This window comes from Mesorhizobium sp. C395A (genome assembly GCF_030323205.1).
In the GTDB taxonomy this organism is placed as follows: Bacteria; Pseudomonadota; Alphaproteobacteria; order Rhizobiales; family Rhizobiaceae; genus Mesorhizobium.
Map to the genome: position 1 here is coordinate 312,788 of NZ_CP100473.1, position 19,761 is coordinate 332,548.

Annotated in this window: 21 protein-coding genes and 1 pseudogene; 12 read left to right on the forward strand and 10 right to left on the reverse strand. The window is 63.9% G+C overall.

Annotation, left to right across the window (positions count from 1 at the left end):
• Window positions 1-114 precede the first annotated feature (114 nt).
• The 6 genes from moaB to NLY37_RS01430 form a co-directional block, all read right to left on the reverse strand.
• A complete protein-coding gene (gene moaB, locus NLY37_RS01405) occupies window positions 115-669 on the reverse strand; it encodes a molybdenum cofactor biosynthesis protein B (protein ID WP_023732120.1) in 555 nt (184 codons plus the stop codon).
• Window positions 656-1,549: a 4-(cytidine 5'-diphospho)-2-C-methyl-D-erythritol kinase gene (locus tag NLY37_RS01410; RefSeq protein ID WP_023740681.1), complete on the reverse strand. Its 894-nt coding sequence runs from the start codon at window positions 1,547-1,549 to the stop codon at window positions 656-658. Before NLY37_RS01410 ends, moaB begins: the two co-directional genes overlap by 14 nt.
• Window positions 1,550-1,575: 26 nt before the next feature.
• Window positions 1,576-1,761, reverse strand: coding sequence for a membrane protein (locus NLY37_RS01415; RefSeq protein WP_023668475.1), 186 nt, complete (start codon window positions 1,759-1,761; stop codon window positions 1,576-1,578).
• Between the two features lie 72 nt (window positions 1,762-1,833).
• Window positions 1,834-2,691 (reverse strand): S49 family peptidase, encoded by an 858-nt coding sequence (locus NLY37_RS01420; protein WP_023740682.1) that lies wholly within the window; start codon window positions 2,689-2,691, stop codon window positions 1,834-1,836.
• 120 nt (window positions 2,692-2,811) lie between these two features.
• The gene (locus NLY37_RS01425) at window positions 2,812-3,606 is read right to left on the reverse strand and encodes a tRNA1(Val) (adenine(37)-N6)-methyltransferase (RefSeq protein ID WP_023696580.1); all 795 of its coding nucleotides are present in this window, start codon (window positions 3,604-3,606) and stop codon (window positions 2,812-2,814) included.
• Window positions 3,606-3,830, reverse strand: a complete 225-nt coding sequence (locus NLY37_RS01430; protein ID WP_023692106.1) for a putative signal transducing protein — start codon at window positions 3,828-3,830, stop codon at window positions 3,606-3,608. Before NLY37_RS01430 ends, NLY37_RS01425 begins: the two co-directional genes overlap by 1 nt.
• Before the next feature lie 220 nt (window positions 3,831-4,050).
• Between NLY37_RS01430 and NLY37_RS01435 the strand changes: the two genes are divergently transcribed.
• From NLY37_RS01435 to NLY37_RS01455, 5 genes are all read left to right on the forward strand, one after another.
• On the forward strand, window positions 4,051-5,067 hold the full coding sequence (locus NLY37_RS01435; RefSeq protein WP_023668471.1) for a polyprenyl synthetase family protein: 1,017 nt from the start codon (window positions 4,051-4,053) through the stop codon (window positions 5,065-5,067).
• Between the two features lie 88 nt (window positions 5,068-5,155).
• On the forward strand, window positions 5,156-5,824 hold the full coding sequence (locus NLY37_RS01440) for a GntR family transcriptional regulator (RefSeq protein ID WP_023702055.1): 669 nt from the start codon (window positions 5,156-5,158) through the stop codon (window positions 5,822-5,824).
• A gap of 352 nt (window positions 5,825-6,176) precedes the next feature.
• Complete coding sequence (locus tag NLY37_RS01445; RefSeq protein ID WP_023740683.1) at window positions 6,177-6,767, forward strand: biotin transporter BioY; 591 nt, start codon at window positions 6,177-6,179, stop codon at window positions 6,765-6,767.
• 109 nt (window positions 6,768-6,876) lie between these two features.
• Window positions 6,877-7,293 (forward strand): DUF1284 domain-containing protein, encoded by a 417-nt coding sequence (locus tag NLY37_RS01450; protein ID WP_023740684.1) that lies wholly within the window; start codon window positions 6,877-6,879, stop codon window positions 7,291-7,293.
• Between the two features lie 191 nt (window positions 7,294-7,484).
• On the forward strand, window positions 7,485-9,260 hold the full coding sequence (locus NLY37_RS01455; RefSeq protein WP_023740685.1) for a tetratricopeptide repeat protein: 1,776 nt from the start codon (window positions 7,485-7,487) through the stop codon (window positions 9,258-9,260).
• Window positions 9,261-9,465: 205 nt separating this feature from the next.
• Here NLY37_RS01455 and NLY37_RS01460 read toward each other — a convergent pair whose 3' ends face one another.
• The gene (locus NLY37_RS01460; protein ID WP_023687114.1) at window positions 9,466-9,927 is read right to left on the reverse strand and encodes a GNAT family N-acetyltransferase; all 462 of its coding nucleotides are present in this window, start codon (window positions 9,925-9,927) and stop codon (window positions 9,466-9,468) included.
• A 200-nt stretch (window positions 9,928-10,127) separates the two neighbouring features.
• Here NLY37_RS01460 and NLY37_RS01465 point away from each other — a divergent pair, with 200 nt between their 5' ends.
• The 4 genes and pseudogenes from NLY37_RS01465 to NLY37_RS01480 all read left to right on the forward strand — a co-directional run.
• On the forward strand, window positions 10,128-11,048 hold the full coding sequence (locus tag NLY37_RS01465; protein WP_023696573.1) for a glycine--tRNA ligase subunit alpha: 921 nt from the start codon (window positions 10,128-10,130) through the stop codon (window positions 11,046-11,048).
• A 64-nt stretch (window positions 11,049-11,112) separates the two neighbouring features.
• Window positions 11,113-11,388, forward strand: coding sequence for a hypothetical protein (locus tag NLY37_RS01470; RefSeq protein WP_156933887.1), 276 nt, complete (start codon window positions 11,113-11,115; stop codon window positions 11,386-11,388).
• Window positions 11,389-11,442: 54 nt separating this feature from the next.
• Complete coding sequence (gene glyS, locus NLY37_RS01475; RefSeq protein ID WP_286441352.1) at window positions 11,443-13,530, forward strand: glycine--tRNA ligase subunit beta; 2,088 nt, start codon at window positions 11,443-11,445, stop codon at window positions 13,528-13,530.
• Window positions 13,485-13,910: pseudogene (locus NLY37_RS01480) on the forward strand (DALR anticodon-binding domain-containing protein); the annotation flags it as partial. The gene glyS and the pseudogene NLY37_RS01480, both read left to right, overlap by 46 nt.
• Before the next feature lie 120 nt (window positions 13,911-14,030).
• On the opposite strand, the gene NLY37_RS01485 reads toward NLY37_RS01480, so the two are convergent.
• Both NLY37_RS01485 and NLY37_RS01490 read right to left on the reverse strand, forming a co-directional pair.
• The gene (locus tag NLY37_RS01485) at window positions 14,031-14,414 is read right to left on the reverse strand and encodes a hypothetical protein (protein ID WP_245270717.1); all 384 of its coding nucleotides are present in this window, start codon (window positions 14,412-14,414) and stop codon (window positions 14,031-14,033) included.
• Window positions 14,415-14,526: 112 nt separating this feature from the next.
• Window positions 14,527-15,033 carry a hypothetical protein gene (locus NLY37_RS01490; RefSeq protein WP_245270720.1) on the reverse strand — a complete coding sequence of 169 codons (507 nt, stop codon included), beginning with the start codon at window positions 15,031-15,033 and terminating at the stop codon, window positions 14,527-14,529.
• A gap of 372 nt (window positions 15,034-15,405) precedes the next feature.
• On the opposite strand from NLY37_RS01490, the gene NLY37_RS01495 reads away from it, so the two are divergent.
• The 3 genes from NLY37_RS01495 (at window position 15,406) to NLY37_RS01505 (ending at window position 18,570) form a co-directional block, all read left to right on the forward strand.
• Complete coding sequence (locus NLY37_RS01495) at window positions 15,406-16,371, forward strand: L-threonylcarbamoyladenylate synthase (protein WP_023709889.1); 966 nt, start codon at window positions 15,406-15,408, stop codon at window positions 16,369-16,371.
• An 18-nt stretch (window positions 16,372-16,389) separates the two neighbouring features.
• The gene (locus NLY37_RS01500; protein WP_023740689.1) at window positions 16,390-17,820 is read left to right on the forward strand and encodes an FAD-binding oxidoreductase; all 1,431 of its coding nucleotides are present in this window, start codon (window positions 16,390-16,392) and stop codon (window positions 17,818-17,820) included.
• Window positions 17,821-18,003: 183 nt separating this feature from the next.
• Window positions 18,004-18,570 carry a DUF6101 family protein gene (locus tag NLY37_RS01505; protein ID WP_023684357.1) on the forward strand — a complete coding sequence of 189 codons (567 nt, stop codon included), beginning with the start codon at window positions 18,004-18,006 and terminating at the stop codon, window positions 18,568-18,570.
• Between the two features lie 173 nt (window positions 18,571-18,743).
• Here NLY37_RS01505 and ubiA read toward each other — a convergent pair whose 3' ends face one another.
• On the reverse strand, window positions 18,744-19,727 hold the full coding sequence (gene ubiA / locus NLY37_RS01510) for a 4-hydroxybenzoate octaprenyltransferase (protein WP_023740690.1): 984 nt from the start codon (window positions 19,725-19,727) through the stop codon (window positions 18,744-18,746).
• Window positions 19,728-19,761 lie beyond the last annotated feature (34 nt).

Below are 19,761 nucleotides of genomic sequence, written 5' to 3' on the forward strand. Positions count from 1 at the left end.
CCGTCTTGACTTGGCGACAGACTATCCGCCCGACGACCCGGAGGAAATGACCTCTCGAAGGCGCAGCCGCCATTCTGCCTGACAAAGGCAGCACTTGGCCGGCTTTGCCTTGGTTTACGAGGCGGCCTTGCCGCGCCGCAAATGCTCGTCCAGGCGCGGCATGATCTCGACGAAGTTGCAGGGCATGTGGCGGTAGTCGAGCTGCGGTTTCAGGATGCCGTCCCAGGCGTCCCTGCAGGCGCCGGGCGAGCCCGGCAGCACGAAGACGAAGGTGGCGTTGACGACGCCGCCCGTCGCCCGACTCTGCACTGTCGAGGTGCCGATCTTGTCGTAGGAAATGCGGTGGAACACTTCGGAAAAGCCATCCATGCGCTTCTCGAAGATCGGCTCCAGCGCCTCCGGCGTCACGTCGCGGCCGGTAAAACCGGTGCCGCCGGTGGTGATGACGACATCGATGTCTTCGTCGCGCGACCAGCCCAGCACCTTGTCGCGGATTTTCTCCCGGTCGTCGGTGACGATGTCGCGCGCGGCCAGGACATGGCCGGCCTCGACGATGCGATCGGCCAGCGTCCGCCCTGATTTGTCGTCGGCAAGGCTGCGCGTATCGGACACCGTCAGCACCGCGATGCGCACCGGGATGAAGGGGCGGCTTTCGTCAATTTTGGTCATCGGCCCCCTCTGAAGCGATGCTTCGTGTCGCGGCGACAAACCACTCCGGTTCGCGGCTGCGGATCTCGGCGGCGGCGCGCTTGGCGACATTGCCGGTCTCGAACAGTCCGAAGCATGTCGCGCCGGAGCCCGACATGCGCGAGAATCCAGATCCGGCCCTGTTCAGCAGGGAAAGCGCTCGGCCGATGGGCGGCTGGATCGCCTGCGCCGCCGGTTCGAGATCGTTGCGGGTGATCTCCAGCCAGTTGCGGACACTGTGGAAGTCAAATGCACGCGGCAGCGGCGGCAATCCCTCATTGTCGCGTTTCTCAAGTGCGTTGAACACATCAGGCGTCGAGACGGCGACGCCGGGATTGACCAGCACCAAAGCGAGCGCCGGAAAATCCGGCACCAGCGACAGCTCGTCGCCGACGCCACGCGCAACCAGCGGTTTTGCCGCAAGACACATCGGCAAGTCGGCGCCGAGCGTGAGACCGATCCGGCTCAGTTCGGCCTCGCCGATGTCGAGCCCCCAGGTCCGGACAAGACCCTGCAATACCGCCGCCGCGTCGCTTGAGCCGCCGCCGACGCCGGATGCGATCGGCAGGTTCTTTTCCAGCCGGATGGCAACCGGCGGCGTGCTCTGCTGGCCGGCCTGCCTGCGCAGCGCCTCGCGCGCCTTCACCACCAGATTGCTGTCGTCGATCGGCACGGAAGTCGCGTAACGGCCCGATACGGAGAACCGGTCGGCGTCGGCAGGCTCGATCTCGACCCTGTCGCCGAAGCGGGTGAAAACGACCAGGCTCTCGAGCAGATGGTAGCCGTCGGCGCGCTTGCCGGTGACGTGCAGCGCCAGATTTATCTTGGCGGGCGCAAGCCACGTCCGGGCTGCGGCATCCAAACTGTCGGCTGCTGACGGGATGATGATCAGTCCTTGGCCAGGCGGTATTCGCCGGTCTTGGGATCCTGGACCAGCGTGCCGTTGGTGCCGTTGGCTGCCTGCTTTTCGGTGCGCCGCACCTTGGCGGTCACACGTTCGGCCTCGCGGACGAAGGTGCGGTAGCCGAAATAAGCGGCTGCGCCGACAACTGCGAAGAAAATGATCTGTGGCATTTCAAAGCTCCTCCCTCGCAAGGCGGCAAGGCAGACTGTCAAGCCCTCATGCTAGACGCTTTCCCTGCTTTTTCAAAGCCCGAAGCGAGCCCACAATGCGCGCTCTTCCGCCGCATCGATCATGCCGCTTGCGGCGGCGGCGGCAATATCGGGCGCTGAAAAGTTCGAGCCGAACAGGCCGATGCGGCCAAACAGGCCACGCGGCGCGGTGACCAGCCTGAGCTGGGTTTTCGCGCCGAAGCGGGTTTTCAGTACCGTGCGCATGTCGCTCAACGCATCGACGAGGCCAAGCTCCAGCCCTTTCTTGCCGGTCCAGAACAGGCCGGTGAACAGGTCCGGATCGTCCTTCAGCTTGGTGCCACGGCGTTCCCTGACCAGGTCGATGAAGGTCTCGTGCACTTCCAGCTGCAGCGCCTTCAGGCGCTCGACGTCTTCCCTCTTCTCCGGCTTGAACGGGTCGAGCACCGCCTTGTTCTGGCCGGCGGTGTGGACACGGCGCTCGACACCGATCTTCTTCATCAACTCGGGAAAGCCGAACGAGGCCGAGACGACACCAATCGAACCGACGATGGAGGACGGATCGGCAAAGATCTCGTCGCCGGCGACCGCGATCATGTAGCCGCCCGAGGCCGCCACATCCTCGACGAAGACCAGCACCTTTTTGTTCTTCTCGACCGCGAGGTCGCGGATGCGCTTGAAGATCAGCCGCGACTGCACCGGCGAGCCGCCAGGCGAATTGATTGAAATGGCGACGGCGGGCGCATCGAACAGGAACGCCTTTTCGATGAGGGCGGCGGTGGACGCCAAGGACAGGCTCGGCCGGAACGGGCCGCCGCCGGCCATGATGGTGCCATGCAGCCTGATGACGGGAATGGTGACGACGCTGGATCGCCAGGATTTCGGCAGCAGGCGGTTGAAAAGGCGTTTCACGAGGTGGCTGTCTCCAAATGGCTTCAACGCATGTAGGGATTTGCCGGTCAACGGCAATGCTGCAATCCATCTCAGCCAACTGTGTGCCGGTTTTGCGGCAACGACACTGACGGGCCTAAATCAATCGCCAAACAGCGACGCCAGTCCGTTGTTGATCATCTCGGTTCGTTCCGACGGGCCGTCGCCCGTTTGCCCATGCAGCATCAAAGGCGGGCGGATCGACAGCTTGCCGCGCGCGCCGAGCGCTGCCCTGACCACAATGCGGATTGCGGCTGCTTCCGGGCGCGGATGCACGGCCAGCATCTCGGCGTCGCCGAAGCGGCCCGACAGCGCATCGAGGAGGTCGCCAAGCTGTTCCGGCCGCGCAATGACGGCCAGGCCCCCGCGCGGCTTGGCGACGGCAGCCGCACTCCGGATCCAGCTTTCGAACAGCCCGTCGTCCATGACATGCGCCTGCCGCCGCAGCGGATCTGGCGTGGCGCGGTCTTGCGCCGCGTTGAAGGGCGGGTTCATGATGACGAAATCGAAGGAATTGTCGGCGAGGCCGGCTTGCGTCCGCGCCCGGCCTGACAGCGTGACGTCGGCGGTCAGCACCGAGGCGCGATTGCCGAGATGCGCATTGCCGGGATGGGCGAGCGTGGTTGTGGCGAAGCCTGCCATCTCGGCCGACCGTTCGACGAGCACGACCTGCGCCTCTGGGCAGCGCGACAGCACGGCGAGACCCGCCGCACCGGCGCCGGCGCCGAAATCGGCGAGGCGTCCAGAAAAGCCGGATGAAACTGCTGCCGCCAGCATCATGGCATCCATCCCGGCGCGATGCCCTGTCCTGGGCTGGACAAGCCAGAAGCGGCCGCGATGGAAGGCATCGACCGTATGGGCCGGCGTATCGCTGGTAAGCGCGCTCGCTTCAGCCATTATGTCTGGCGGATTTCGTTCTCGATGCCGGCGTCTTTCAAGATGCGCCGCGCCTGATCGGCCTGGTCGGCATCGACCATCACGCGCTTCTGCAAAAGACCGATCGACCCTTCGAGAATGCTCATGTTCTGGTCGGCGACGAAGCAGGCAATCCCGGCATCGCGCATCAGCGATTCGACAAAGGAGATGATCACGGCATCGTTGGTGCGCACGAGTTCTATCATCGGACGAAGTTCGCAGGTTGCAGCGTTGATGTAAACGCTGGAGCATGGCGCCGAAAGTGTGGAGCGGTTTTCGGGCAACGGCATGCGGTCGCTAAGGTTGACACGCCGTCACCGCAGCCGCGCCAATTCGCCTCTTGCCGTGCCCGTATGTGCCGCCCTAGAGTCCCAGGCGGGACCAGGGTGCCGTCGCACGCGTGATCAAAGACGGGAGTGTTTGTTGGTGGGTGTCGTTCTCAACATCGAAAACGGGAAGCGGGAACCCGCCTCCATCAAGGATCTCATCGACCTGACAGCAGCCGATATGGGGCGCGTCAACAAACTGATCCTGTCCAAGGCCGGCTCCGACGTCGAGATGATCCCGGAGGTCGCCAATCATCTGATCTCGTCGGGCGGCAAAAGGCTGCGTCCCATGCTGACGCTCGCGGCGGCCCAGATGTTCGGCTATTCCGGCGAGGGCCACGTCAAGCTCGCCACCGCGGTCGAGTTCATGCACACCGCCACGCTGCTCCATGACGACGTCGTCGACGAGAGCGGCATGCGGCGCGGCAAAAAGACTGCCCGCATGATCTGGGGCAACCAGGCGAGCGTGCTGGTCGGCGATTTCCTGCTCGGCCAGGCTTTTCGCATGATGGTCGATGTCGGTTCGCTGGAAGCGCTCGACATCCTGTCCAGCGCCGCCTCGATCATCGCCGAGGGCGAGGTGATGCAGCTGGCGGCCGCCAAGAACCTCGATACCACCGAGGACGAGCATTTCGCCGTCATCAAGGCCAAGACCGCGGCGCTGTTCTCGGCTGCCGCCGAGGTCGGTCCGGTCATCGCATCGGCGACGCGCAACGATCGCGCCGCATTGCGCTCCTACGGCATGAATCTCGGCCTTGCCTTCCAGCTCATCGACGATGCGCTGGATTATGGCGGCTCCAGCCAGGAGCTGGGCAAGAATGTCGGCGACGATTTCCGCGAAGGCAAGGTTACGCTGCCGGTCATCCTCGCCTACCGGCGCGGCACCAAGGCCGAGCGCACCTTCTGGAAGCGCGCCATCGAGGACAATGTCACCGACGATGCCGGACTGGAAAAGGCCATCGGCCTGATGACCCGCCATGGCGCCATTGCCGACACCATCGGACGCGCCCGCCATTTCGGCGAGATCGCCCGCGACGCGCTGGCGCCGCTGGAGGCGACGCCGCAGAAATCGGCGCTGATCGACGTCATCGACTTCTGCATCAGCCGGGTGAACTGACCCGCGCCTGGCGCCAAAGCAAGTTTGCACGCAAAATCGGGCAATCACCGCTCGACAATCGGCAGCAGTGCAAATTATCTATAAAAACATGGCAAAGACCGCAGACGACACCATCGCCGTGCGCATCAGCAAGGTGCTGGCGGATCGCATCATATCGGGCGCGATCGAACCCGGCGCCCGGTTGCGGCAGGATCACATCGCCGAGGAATTCCAGACCAGCCATGTCCCGGTGCGCGAGGCCTTTCGGCGCCTGGAGGCGCAAGGGCTGGCGGCCAGTGAGCCCAGGCGGGGCGTACGCGTCGCTGCTTTCGATCTCGGCGAGGTAAGGGAAGTCGCCGAAATGCGGGCAGCGCTCGAAGTGTTGGCGCTGCGCCATGCCGCGCCGCATCTGACGGCTTCCATTCTCAATCTTGCCGAAGAAGCCACAAAGGCCGGCGACAAATCCCGCGATGTCCGCTCTTGGGAGGAGGCCAACCGCACCTTCCACCGGCTGATCCTGGCGCCCTGCGGCATGCCGCGGCTGATCGCCACCATCGACGATTTGCACGCAGCAAGCGCCCGCTTCCTGTTCGCCGCCTGGCGCTCGGAATGGGAAATCCGCACCGACCAGGATCATCGCGCGATCCTCAGCGCGCTGCGGCAAGGCAACACCGAATCGGCCGCCGCCACGCTTGGCCGGCACGTGCAGTGGATCGGCCAGAAACCAGTCAAGACCGCGTCGGGCAAGATGCGCGAAGCGTTTGCCATCGTCGGGTAGGGACGAAGGGACAAGTCGTCGGATTCCGCGCGTAGCGATCCTTCACACCCCCTCTGTCCTGCCGGACATCTCCCCCGCAAGCGGGGAGATCAACAGCTTTGCCGTTGCGTTAGTCCTGCAACGTCGGCCATTGGCGAAAGCAAAGGCGACATCCGATCTCCCCACTTGCGGGGGAGATGGCCGGCAGGCCAGAGGGGGGTGCTGTCCCGCCAGCCTTTCCAAATGTCCTTTATTCGACACGCAAGCCCAAGCCTTTTTAGGGGTGAGGGTTGCCATTCCCGCGCAAATATGGATTCGATAATAGATCGAACAACAGAATTATCTATAATTTCAAACCAGCTAGGAAGCAACCATGACCGACATCGCCTTTTCGCCGTCCAAGCCGTCCTTCAGCCCGTTGCGCCTGCAAACCCGCTCGCATAGCTGGCAGGCCGCGGCCGTCGTCCTCGGTACGCTGTTTCTGGCGCTGTTGTCCCAGATCGAGGTGCCGATGGTGCCGGTGCCGGTCACCATGCAGACCTTCGCCGTGACGCTGGTCGGCGCACTTTATGGCTGGCGGCTTGGCGCCATGACCATCATCGCCTGGCTCGCCGAGGGCGCCGTGGGCTTTCCTGTCCTGTCCGGAGGGGCAGCGGGCGCGTCGTATTTCGTCGGGGCAACGGGCGGTTATCTCTTCGCCTTCCCGCTCGTCAGCGCGCTTGTCGGCTGGCTGGCCGAGCGCGGCTGGAACGGCAACCGCGTGCTGCTCGCCTTCGCCGGCATGGTCCTCGGCAACCTCGCCTGCCTGGTTCTCGGAACGGCCTGGCTCGCCGTCATGATCGGCCTCGAACAGGCCATCGCCTTCGGTTTCCTGCCGTTCCTCGTCGGCGGCCTGCTGAAATCGGCGCTCGGCGCCGCGACGCTCAAGCTGTTTTCCGGTAAGGCGGACCCGGCAGGAGCATGATCCCGAAAAATGAGTCCGGTTTTCGGAAGAGATCATGCTCAAACAAAAAGATGGAGCCCCATCCCGATACCATCGGGATGGAACAGGCTCCGCTCGCGCGTCCTGACCGATGACCGTCCGGCTGCGCTCCCACCATCTGCTTTGCCTGCTAACCTATATCGGCGAAGGGTACAGCGCAGCCTTCGTCGCCAATTATGACGTGATCGCGAAACGTCTGGGCCGGGGCGAGGATATTCTGATCGTCTCCGGCCCCGACGACATCTGTCGGCCGCTGCTCGGCGAGGCCGAGCCCCACTGCTTGCGCGAAAGCGCCGCAGGCCGGGACGAGCTGGCAGCACGCGATGTCGGCAAGCTGCTGACCCGGCCGATCCGGGCCGGCGTCCGCTTCAGCCTCGACGCGGCAACGCTTGCCGCCTTGCGCGCGGCCTTTTCAGCCGGCGTGACGCGTGAGGCCTGCCAGGGTTGCGAGTGGGCCGGCCTGTGCAGCACGATAGCGGCAGGCGGATATCGCGATGTCAGGCTGTAGCTCCCAACCCCGATCTGCTATTGTCGGAACTGACAGTGTCTGCGTCGCCATGGTTTGTTAATCGGGTGACCCGATTGTGAATTCGGCCCGGATTGAAGCCTGACCCCAAAAAGGCCATGCTTTGTCAGGAAACATCGAGTCTATGGCTTCTCCGCGCCGACGCGGGATGGCGCTTGGCTGAAAGGGATACGATGCGGCAAGGACGTGCGCGCTGGCTCGCGGGGCTGGCAATTGTGGCAGGGATGGCGATTTCTCCGCTGCCTGCCTACGCCAAGGAATCGACCGACCCGGTCAAGATCACCTCCTTCTCGGGCGCCTATCTCGCCGCCCGCATCGCCGAAGGCGACAACGACCTCGACAATGCCATCGCTTATTACAAGCAGGCGCTCGCCTTCAATCCCGGCGACACCTCGCTGCAGCAAAGCCTGATGCTGTCGCTGATCGCGCAAGGCCGCTTCGAGGAATCGCTGGTCTATGCCGACAAGCTCAAGGCAGTTCCCGACGTCGAGCGCTTCTCGCGTCTGGCTCTGGCGGTCGATTCCTTCCACAAGAAGGATTTCACCAAGGCGCAGTACTGGCTCAAGCTGTCGCTCGAATCCGATCTCGACCGGCTGATTTCCGGCGTCATGTCCGGCTGGGCACAAGAGGGCGCCGGCGACCCCACCGGGGCGATGGCCTCGATCGACAAACTGCAGGGGCCTGACTGGTTCGGCCTGTTCAAGTCCTTCCACCGCGCGCTGATCGCCGATGCCGCAGGCCTATCGGACAAGGCCGACGCGCTTTATGACGCGACCCTGACCGACGTCACGGCCGGCGGTGCCGCGCCCGAGACATGGATGCGCAACGCCCAGGCCTACGCGTCTTTCCTGGCGCGCAAGGGAAACAAGAACAAGGCGCTCTACGTGCTCGACAAGGCCGAGGCGTTCGCGCCCGGCAAGCTCGACATCCAGGCGCTTCGCGACAGGATCAGCAAGGGCGACAAGATCGAGCCCTTCGTCGCCAGTCCCTCCGAAGGCGCCGCTGAAATCCTGCTCGACCTCGCCATCGCGCTCAATCGCGGCGGCGGCGAGCCGTTCGTGCGCCTCTATCTGCAATATGCGCTCGCGCTCAAGCCCGACAGCGACGCCGCTTTGGTGCAGCTTGCGGCCGTTGCGGAGCAGCTGAAGGACGGCGAAGGCGCCATTGCGCTCTATAGCCGCATTCCAGCCTCCTCGCCGCTGAAGGAGCTTTCCGACCTGCAGCTCGGCCTCAACCTTGCCGATCTCAACCGTCACGACGAGGCGATCGCCCATCTCAAGGCATTCGTCGAAGCTCACCCCGATGACATGCGCGCCTATCTGGCGCTGGGCGGGGTCTATGCCTCGAAGGAGGATTTCCGCTCCGCCGCCACTCTCTACGACAAGGCGGTCGCGGTGCTGAAGACGCCGACCAATGCCAACTGGAACATCTACTATCAGCGCGGCATCGCCTATGAGCGGCTGAAGGAATGGCCCAAGGCCGAACCGAACTTCCTCAAGGCGCTGGAACTGTTCCCCGACCAGCCGCAGGTGCTGAACTATCTCGGCTATTCCTGGGTCGACATGAACATGAACCTCAAGGAAGGGCTGGCGATGATCCAAAAGGCCGTCGACCTCAGGCCGAGCGACGGCTACATCGTCGATTCGCTGGGCTGGGCCTATTTCCGCATGGGCCGGTTCGAGGACGCCGTGCGCGAAATGGAGCGCGCCGTGTCGCTCAAGCCGGAAGATCCGGTGCTCAACGACCATCTCGGCGATGCCTATTGGCGCGTCGGCCGCAAGCTCGAAGCCACATTCCAGTGGAACCAGGCGCGCGACCTGAAGCCGGATCCCGATGTGCTTGCCATTTTGCAGCAGAAGCTGATGAAGGGCCTGCCGCCGATCGAATCCAACACGGCGCAGGAAACCCCGAAGGTCAAGCCGGCCACCCCGCCAGCGCCGAAGGGGTGATCGGGCCATACTTCTTATGAAACGGGGCTCGCTGAGCCCCGTTTTTTCGGCTTGGCGTCTTAGAGCAATTCCAGGAAAGTGTGCGCGGTTTTCCGTTCGGAATTGCGACAGAAACAAAGAGATAGAGACGCCCTATCGCGATCGTCATTCTATGGCGGAGCAAGGAGCGAAGCGACGCGGCGCAGACCCAGCGTTGGCGCTCATTCTAGAACAGCTTTCGGTAGACGACGAACCCCGAGAGATCGCCGATCTTGTCGTAGAGCTTCATCGCCGTGTGGTTGGTTTCGTGTGTCAGCCAGTAGACGCGGCTGGAGCCTGCGGTTTGCGCCCTGGTATAGACGTCTTCGATCAGTGCCCGGCCGACGCCCTTGCCGCGCGACGCCTCATTGGTGAAGAGATCCTGCAGATAGCAGTTCGGCGAAATCGCCGTCGTGGTGCGGTGGTAGAGATAGTGGACAAGGCCGAGAAGCTTGCCTTCGCTCTCGGCGACCAGCGCATGCATCGGCTCATAGGCATCGAAGAAGCGCGACCATGTCATTGCAGTGATGTCACCGGGCAAGGCGGTCTCGCCCGAGCGGCCGTAAAACGCATTGTAGCCGTCCCACAGCGGCAGCCATTGCTCGTAATCCTCTCGGGTGACGGGGCGTACGGTGAACTGGCCTTGCATGGCTGAACCTTTGTCGTTGAAGCTGGGCGAGCAAACGGCCACCGGCACCGTCCGGCAATGGGCCAGTCCGAAGCAAAGCGTTCAACCTCTCATCAAGGCGGCGATAGGCGCTGCCTTGACGCCTACCGGCCCGGCAACTAGGGAATGGCATCATTTCAGCGCTTTCCGAGGCCGCCGTGACGTCAGACAGTCCAGTCCATATGCATCCCAGCCGCTCGTTCCAGGGGCTGATCCTGACCCTGCACAATTACTGGGCCGCCTATGGCTGCGTCATCCTGCAGCCTTACGACATGGAAGTCGGCGCCGGCACCTTCCATCCGGCCACCACGCTGCGCGCGCTCGGGCCCAAGGGCTGGAACGCCGCCTACGTCCAGCCCTCGCGCCGGCCCAAGGACGGCCGCTACGGCGAAAACCCCAACCGGCTGCAGCATTATTACCAGTACCAGGTGATCCTGAAGCCCAATCCGCCGAACCTGCAGGAACTCTATCTCGGCTCGCTCAAGGCAATCGGCGTCGATCCGTTGCTGCACGACATTCGCTTCGTCGAGGACGACTGGGCAAGCCCGACGCTTGGCGCCTGGGGGCTCGGCTGGGAGTGCTGGTGCGACGGGATGGAAGTGTCGCAGTTCACCTATTTCCAGCAGGTCTGCGGCATCGAATGCGCGCCGGTGGCGGGAGAACTGACCTACGGCCTGGAGCGGCTGGCCATGTATGTGCAGGGCGTCGACAATGTCTACGACCTCAACTTCAATGGCCGAGAAGGCGCCGAAAAAGTCACCTATGGCAATGTCTTCCTGCAGGCCGAGCAGGAATATTCCAGGCACAATTTCGAATATGCCAACACCGCCATGCTGCTCAGGCATTTCGAGGACGCCGAAGCCGAATGCAAGGCGCTGCTCGCGGCCGGCGCCCCGGCTTCGAACGACAATCTGCCGATGCACCGCATGGTCTTCCCGGCCTATGACCAGTGCATCAAGGCCAGCCACGTCTTCAACCTGCTCGACGCGCGCGGCGTGATTTCGGTGACCGAGCGGCAGAGCTACATCCTGCGGGTGCGCAATCTGGCGAAGGCCTGCGGCGAGGCATTTTTGCAGACCCAGGCCGGCGGGCTCGCCGCCTGAGGTTCACTTCATCATTTCGGGGGACATGTTGATTGGGGCCAACATCGGGCCAGTCGATCCGGCCATGGTCCGCATAGCCTGCCGTACGCCCGGCATTGAGAAGGCGCCATGCACTTGCGCGGCGAAACAGGCGCTGAGCGCGATGATCTGGAGGAGTCTCGATGCCGTTTTCATGGTCGTTCAGCCAATAGGTCCCTGCCTGAGCGTTGGTCGCTTCAGCGCTGCGTTTGGTTCATGGAAATCTTTGATCCAAGGACGGGCGGGCTGGTTGCGGCCCGACAGCGCCTTGAAAATTTTAGAAAATCGCCCCTGGCCGACGATCGGCAAGCGCAAAGGGTGACAGCGGCCAGCCGAGTTGCTATGCCCCGCCGACCATTTTCGCGCGAGCCTAACCATGCCTGATCTTTTGCTAGAACTTCGCTCCGAGGAAATTCCCGCCCGCATGCAGCGCAAGGCGGCGGGCGATCTCAGGAAGATGCTGACCGACGGTCTGGTCGAGGCGGGTCTGACCTATGACGCCGCGCGCGAATACTGGACGCCGCGGCGCCTGGCGCTCGATGTCAGGGGCTTGACCGCGCGCTCGAAGGACATCCACGAGGAGATCAAGGGGCCGTCGACGGCGGCGCCGGAACAGGCGGTGCAGGGTTTTCTGCGCAAGGCAGGCCTTGCCTCGGTTGCCGAGGCGCATGTCCATTCCGATCCGAAGAAGGGCGATTTCTACGTCGCCCATATTTCGAAGCCGGGCAGGGCGGCGGAAGAAATCGTCGCCGAACTGGTGCCGGCCATCATCCGCAGCTTCCCGTGGCCGACATCGATGCGCTGGGGGCCGGCTTCGGCCAAGCCCGGTTCGCTGCGCTGGGTGCGGCCGCTGCAGACGATCCTGTGCACCTTCGGCCCGGAGACCGAGGAGCCGGTGGTGGTCGATTTCGAGATCGATGGCATCCGCTCGGGCAATATCACCTATGGCCATCGTTTCATGGCGCCGGGTGAAATCACCGTGCGCCGCTTCGACGATTACGTGACCAAGCTGGAAGCGGCCAAGGTCGTGCTCGATGGCGACCGCCGCAAGGAGATCATCCTTGCCGACGCCCGCAACCTCGCCTTCGCCAACGGGCTCGATCTGGTCGAGGACGAAGGGTTGTTGGAAGAAGTGTCGGGCCTGGTCGAATGGCCGGTGGTGCTGATGGGCGAATACGAGGAGGCCTTTCTCGCCATTCCGCCCGAGGTGGTCCGGCTGACCATCCGCGCCAATCAGAAATGCTTTGTCACCCGGCCGCAAGGCGACGGCGAAAACCTCTCCAACCGCTTCATCCTCACCGCCAACATCGAGGCCAAGGACGGCGGCAAGGAGATCGCGCACGGCAACGGCAAGGTGGTGCGTGCCCGCCTGTCGGACGCGCTGTATTTCTGGAAGACCGACCAGGGCGATCTGCCCGATCTGGGAGAGCTCGAGGCATCGGCAAAAAAGTTCGGCCTCGATCTGAAGAAACCGCTCGACCAGCGCATGGCCCGCCTCGACCATCTCAATGTCACCTTCCATGCCAAGCTCGGCACGCAAGGCGAGCGGGTGGAGCGGATCAAGCGGCTGGCGCAAGAGATCGCGCCGACAGTGGCGCACTCCATCTTCCCCCTCGAGGGGGAGATGGCCGGCAGGCCAGAGGGGGTCGCTTCGGCTGCCGCGACGCCGTCCGGTCTCTCGAAGAAAGAGGGAGTTGGCGCTCCACGCGAGACGACCCCCTCTGTCGCCTTCGGCGACATCTCCCCCTCAAGGGGGGAGATTACCGCGCTCGCCGCTCGCGCCGCTGTGCTGGCCAAAGCCGACCTCACGACCGAAGCAGTGGGCGAGTTTCCGGAACTGCAAGGCGCCATGGGGCGCAAGTATGCGCTGCTGCAGGGTGAGCATCCGTCCGTGGCCGCGGCGATCGAGGAACACTACAAGCCGCAAGGTCCGTCCGACCGCGTGCCGACCGATCCGGTGTCGATTGCCGTCGCACTCGCCGACAAAATCGATACGCTGGTCGGGTTCTGGGCGATCGATGAAAAGCCCACGGGCTCGAAGGATCCTTACGCGCTGAGAAGGGCCGCACTGGGCGTGGTGAGAATCCTGATCGAGAATGGGATCTCACTGCCGCTGACATCGCTCTTCGACAGTGCCTATCAAACGGCGAGTTATCTCGCGTCCAAGGCTGGACGGGCCTTTGGCCCCGACCTCCTCGCCTTCTTCCACGACCGCCTGAAAGTCTATCTCCGCGACCAGGGCGCTCGGCATGATCTCATTGACGCCGTGCTGGCAGGTGGTGGAAGCGCGCCAATCTCCCCCCTTGTGGAGGCGGCGAAGCCGACAGAGGGGGGCGCTGTCCCGCCGACCTCTCATTCTGGCGCGCCCCCCTCTGCCCTGCCGGGCATCTCCCCCACAAGGGGGAGATCGGCCAATCGCAGTCGGACGACCTCCTGCAGATCGTGCGTCGCGTCGAAGCTCTAGGGTCCTTCCTCGACACCGAGGACGGCAAGAACCTGCTCGCCGGCGCCAAGCGGGCGGCCAACATTCTGGCTGCCGAGGAGAAGAAGAAAACGCGCGTCGCCGCGACTGTTGAGCCGGCGCTGTTTCGCGAGGAGGCCGAGAAATCGCTGTTTGCGGCGGTGAATCAGGCGGAGAGAGAAGCCGGCGAAGCGATTCAAAACGAAGACTTTTCCGCCGCCATGCTGGCGCTTAGCGTGTTGCGTGAAGCGGTTGATTCATTCTTTGAACGCGTTCTCGTGAATGATGAGGACCAGGCCGTGCGCGCCAACCGCCTGGCGCTGCTGGCTCGCATCCGCACGGCCACCGATCAGGTCGCGGATTTTTCCAGGATAGCTGGCTAAAGGGCAGATAAGCCCGAAGACAGCGACGACAAGGGCGGTGCTCACACGCCGCCCTTCTTGTCCGGAACCAACGTGTCAGTCTCGAGGCTGACTCCGTCAGTCCTCCCGAGGTTGACGAAATCAATCCTCCAGAATGCTGACATGCACGCTGTCTGAATAGACGTCGACCTGGATCAGCGGCTCGCCATTGACGATGGCGTTCCGTGTCGAGGAGCTCATCGCGCCACCGCGCTTCAGCATGCGTTCCAGATACGCGCGATCATCATTGCTGCGGAACCAGTCATCGCCCTGGTCGCCGGCATCGCGCCGGTGGAACTTGTGCCAGTTGGCACGGTCCTGCCGCACCATCTGTGCTGCGCTGCTCAGCTCATAGCCGTCGCTGGCATGGTGGTCGCGATCGGAAATGCGCGCGACGTAGGACCCTAGCTCGTCACCGGCCTGCGCGCCGCCGACACCTATAGGTGACGCCAGCAACAGGCCGGCAATAGTCAAAGATTTCGTCATGTTCATGATAACCCCTCGCTCTCCTAGAACCCGGCGCGCTCATGCCAAACCCGATTGGCGAAATTGGGGCCGCCGCCGCCAAGCCGATCGTGCGCCGGGGCGTCGATCGGCGTCAAGCGGAATGGATCGGCCGACTGTCTTGGCCGACTGTCTTGGCTGAATGGCCTACTCGGCTTTGCCGACGCCCTCGATCGGCTGCTGCGGTGTTGCTGCCGGCTGCGGCGCTGCCGGTTGCGACTCGGGCTTGCCGTTCGATGCCGTTGCAGTTCCTGCTGGTGCGGTCTCTGCCGTCGTCTCCGCTGCCGGCGCCGCGGCGCTCGCCCTGGCCGGAGCCGGCGCGGCGAAGGCGCCGCCGACGATGCCGCCGCGAATGATCATCGGATCCGTGCCTAGGCTTTTCGGGGATCGCCGCGACCTTTTCATAAGTCACATCGGGCTGGGCATCGCCGAGTGCGACGATCGATGGCGACGAGGCGATCCTGACCGGTTCGGATCCGCCAACCTTGATGACCGATGGCGTCGAGGTCGAGACGCCGAGAAAGACGATCGACGAGGCGTGCGCCCCACCGGTCATCGCCGCCAGGGTGAAACCAAGCGCTCCAAGCACACGCATCGACATCGAAACCGTCCCCTTGCCCGACAAGCCGCCAGCCCTAACCGCAAATAGCCTTAACCCCAGTGGATTGATGCCGGCTTGCAGGGAAACGTAGCATTTTAGGCATTGATAATTCGCCAACGCCGGCTTGCCCGAAAACCACTGCCGTATTAGAGCAATTCCAGGAAAAGTGAGTAGCGGTTTTCCGTCCGGAATTGCGCAAAAACAAATACTTAGAGCGTTTCAGCGAACCGCTGAACCGCTCTAATGCATGTCGCTCAAAAGTGGCCCCGGTTTTGAGAGAACGACATGCATCAAAACAAAGACCTAAAGCGCGTCGCATGAATCCGGTTCAGCGCGACGCGCTTTAGGTCCGGTGCCTGTGAGGTGAAGCGAGTGGCTGAGATACTATCCGTCGGCGAAGCGATGGAGCAGGCGTTGGCGCTGCTTGAGGGCGGCGACGTCGTCGCCATCCCGACGGAGACCGTCTATGGACTGGCCAGCGACGCGACCAATGGCGTCGGCGTCGCCCGCATTTTCGAAGCCAAGGGCCGGCCGCGCTTCAACCCGCTGATCGCCCATGTCGCCGATCTGGCGATGGCCGAGCGCATTGCGATCTTCGACCCGCTTTCGAAGCGGCTGGCCGAGGCGTTCTGGCCGGGGCCGCTGACGCTGGTGCTGCCGCTCCGACCCGGCAACGGCATCCATCCGCTGGTCACCGCCGGGCTCGATACGATCGCGCTGCGCATGCCGAGGGGGTTCGGCGGCGAGCTGATCGCCAGACTCGGCCGGCCGTTGGCCGCGCCCAGCGCGAACTCTTCGGGCAAGATCAGCGCCACGACGGCGCAAGCCGTCGCGGCCGATCTCGGCGCCAAAATCCAGCTGGTGGTCGATGGCGGCGCCACCCCGGTCGGGCTGGAATCGACCATCGTCAAGGTCGAAGGCAACAGCGTGCGGCTGCTGAGGCCAGGCGGCATCGCTGCCGCCGATATCGAGGCCGTCACCGGCATTAAGCTGCAGCGCGGCGCGACAGCCGGCATCGAGGCGCCCGGCATGCTGGCGTCGCATTATGCGCCGCGCGCATCGGTGCGGCTCGATGCACAGAGTGTGGCTGAAGGCGAGGCCTTGCTGGCCTTTGGTGGCGACCGCGCCGAAGGCTGGCAAGCGGCGGCCGCCTTGCGCAACCTGTCCGCGTCAGGCGATTTGCGCGAAGCCGCAAGCAATCTGTTCGCGTATTTGCAGGAACTCGACCGCAGCGGTGCGGCGACGATCGCCGTCGAGCCGATCCCGTTCGATGGGCTCGGCGAGGCGATCAACGATCGGCTGTTTCGTGCCGCTGCCCCCCGTGACAAGCTCGATTGAGCGCCATAGTTTGCGCCGATGAACGACTCCCCCTTCGACCTCGATCCCGCTCTCATCGACCGCTTCACTGCCATTGTCGGCGAAAAATATGCACTGCGCGACCAAGCCGATATTGCGCCGTATCTTACCGAGCGGCGCGGGCTGTGGCACGGTAGGACGGCCTTGGTGCTGCGTCCCGGCAGCGTCGACGAGGTGAGCCGGATCATGCGGCTGGCGAGCGAGACGGGAACGCCGGTCGTGCCGCAAAGCGGCAACACCGGGCTGGTCGGCGCCCAGGTGCCGGATGCCTCCGGCCGCGAGATCGTGCTTTCTTTGTCGCGGCTGAACGGCATTCGCGAGATCGACGTCTTCTCCAACACGGTGACCGTCGAAGCCGGCGTCATCCTGCAGACGCTGCAGGAAGCCGCCGACGCCGCCGACCGGCTGTTTCCGTTGTCGCTTGCCGCGCAAGGGTCCTGCCAGATCGGCGGCAATCTCTCGTCCAATGCCGGCGGCACCGGCGTGCTTGCCTATGGCAATGCGCGCGAACTCTGCCTTGGTGTCGAAGTCGTGCTGCCGACCGGCGAGGTGTTCGACGATCTGCGCAAACTGAAGAAGGACAACACCGGCTACGATCTGAAGAACCTGTTCGTCGGCGCCGAAGGCACGCTCGGCATCATCACCGCGGCGGTGCTGAAACTGTTTCCCAAGCCCAAGGGGCGCGAAGTGGCCTTTGCCGGCCTGTCGTCGCCGGAAGCAGCGCTTTCGCTGTTCAGCCTGGCGATGGACCGGGCAGGGGCGGCACTCACCGCCTTCGAGCTGATCGGCCAGCGTCCTTATGATTTCACGCTGCGCCATGCGCAGGGCGTCACGCGGCCGCTGGTGCAGCGTTGGCCATGGTATGTGCTGATGCAGGTGTCGTCGGGCCGTTCGGCCGAGGACGCCAAGGCGCTGATCGAGGAGGTGCTGTCGGCAGGCCTCGAGCAAGGCATCGTCGGCGACGCGGTGATCGCGGCCAGCCTGGCGCAGGGCGACGCCTTCTGGAACTTCCGCGAGGTGCTGCCGGATTCGCAAAAGCCCGAAGGTGCTTCGATCAAGCATGATATTTCGGTGCCGGTGGCATCCATCCCGGCCTTTATCGAAAAGGCGGCCGGTGCAGTGGCTTCGGTCAGTCCGCAGGCGCGCGTGGTCTGCTTCGGCCATATGGGCGACGGCAATCTCCACTACAACATCTCCCGGCCGGAGGGCGGTGACGACGAAGCGTTTCTCGGCCTCTACCACGCCATGAACCATGCCGTGCACGATGTCGTGCGCTCCTTCCACGGCTCGATCTCGGCCGAGCACGGCATCGGCCAGTTGAAGCGCGACGAGCTGATCGCCACCGCGCCGCCAATGGCGATCGAGCTGATGCGCCGGGTGAAGGCCGTCTTCGATCCGGCCGGCATCATGAATCCCGGTAAGGTTATCTGATCCTTTCAACATTTTGTGGCTGGTCTCATTCCGATAACCATCGCCTGAGATCAGCAAAATTTAACTGACTTTCTTAAGCCGGGCGGCAGAAGCTCGCGCTAATGTTTCACACAACGAGGCCGGGAAAACCGGCCCGGAGAGACCCGCAAAACGGCTCTCAGGAGAAACACAGGAAGGCAGCAGATGAACAGTGTATTGAAGCCCGTCTGGGCCGGGCGCAACATGCGCCTCGACCCATTCCGCCTGCCGCAAGTGGTGAGCTATGCCACGCGCGACGACTATGGCGACGTTACCTTCACCATCGACCAGCGCGGCGCCGTCATCCGCCGCACGCTCGAGATGAGCGGCGTGCCGGCGATCATCGCGCTGCCCGCCAACGCGTTTCGCGGCGTCGCCGCCCGCGCGATGGAGGATGCGCAAGGCAATGTCACGGTAACCCTCGAACTCCTGCACAACGACCCGATGCTGTCGGTGCCGCTGCTGGTGGCCGACGATCTCGACGACGTCGCCGCCGACTGGCGCGCCTGGGCCGATGCTTACCGGCTGCAGATGCTGCTGATCGAATCCGACGGCATTGCCCGCACGCTTGAGGAATCGCTCGGCGCCGCCATCAAGGCGCTGCCGGCCAAGGATCGCCGCAAGGGCCGGGTCTCGACCACGCGCCGCCCACGCTTCCTCGCCCGCCGCAGGGCCGGCGATCTCGGGCTGAGGCTGGTTATTGATGGCCAGGAGATTATTTCGAGAGAATAGAGCGCTCTTCTCCTTCCCCCCTTGTGGGGGAAGGTGGATTGCCGCGAAGCGGCAAGACGGATGAGGGGTGTTCCAGGGAACGCCAACGCCTCACTCCGCTGGAGCACCCCTCATCCGTCTCGGCGCTGCGCGTCGATCCACCTTCTCCCACAAGGGGAGAAGGAAGAGGGAGCCTACACCAGCGGCTTCAGCGCCACCCACAGCGCACCGCCGATCAGGCCGAGGAAGATCAGCCAGCCGACCTGGTTGTTCGATTTGAACAGCCGCAGGCATTGATCGGGATCGTCGATATCCAGAACCGCTATCTGCCGCGCCATATGGGCGCCGGCGGCGATCAGCCCGGCCAGCGCCACCACAGGCGCCTGCGCCGAGGCGAAGGCGATGGCGAAGCAGACCAGCGTGCCGCCATAAAGCCCGACCAGCCAGGTCTTGGTGTTGTCGCCGAACAGCCGCGCCGTCGAGCGCACGCCGACAATGGCGTCGTCTTCCTTGTCCTGATGCGCGTAGATAGTGTCGTAGCCGATCACCCACAGGATTGAGCCGATATAGAGCATGACGGCCGGGCCATCGAGATCGCCGAACTCCACCGCCCAGCCCATCAGCGCACCCCAGGAGAAGGCGAGCCCGAGCACCAATTGCGGCCAGTTGGTGAAGCGCTTCATGAAGGGATAGACGGCAACGATGACCAGCGAGACGATGCCGAGCGGAATGGCGAAGTCGTTGAACTGCAGCAGCACGACCAGCCCCAGCAAGGCCTGGATGACCAGGAACGCCCAGGCTTGGCGGCGCGTCACCTTGCCGGCCGGCAATGGCCGCGAGCGCGTGCGCTCGACCTTGTTGTCGATGTCCTGGTCGACAATGTCGTTATAGGTGCAGCCGGCGCCACGCATGGCGACGGCGCCGACAAAGAACAGGAACAGGAACCACGGCGACGGCAGCAATGTGAGCAACGGGTCTGCCGGGCGGGGATAGGCGCTGGCCGCAAGCGCTGCCGACCACCAGCAGGGCCACAGCAGCAATTGCCAGCCGATCGGCCGGTCCCAGCGCGCAAGCTGCGCGTAAGGCCACAGCCAGCGCGGCAATATCTTGTAGACCCAATGGCCGCTCGGCGCGTCGGCGACGCGGCCCTGTGCGGCTTTCGACTGGATGGTTTCCATCGTGCTGGAGTGGCAGCAGCGGCGTGCGCCGTCA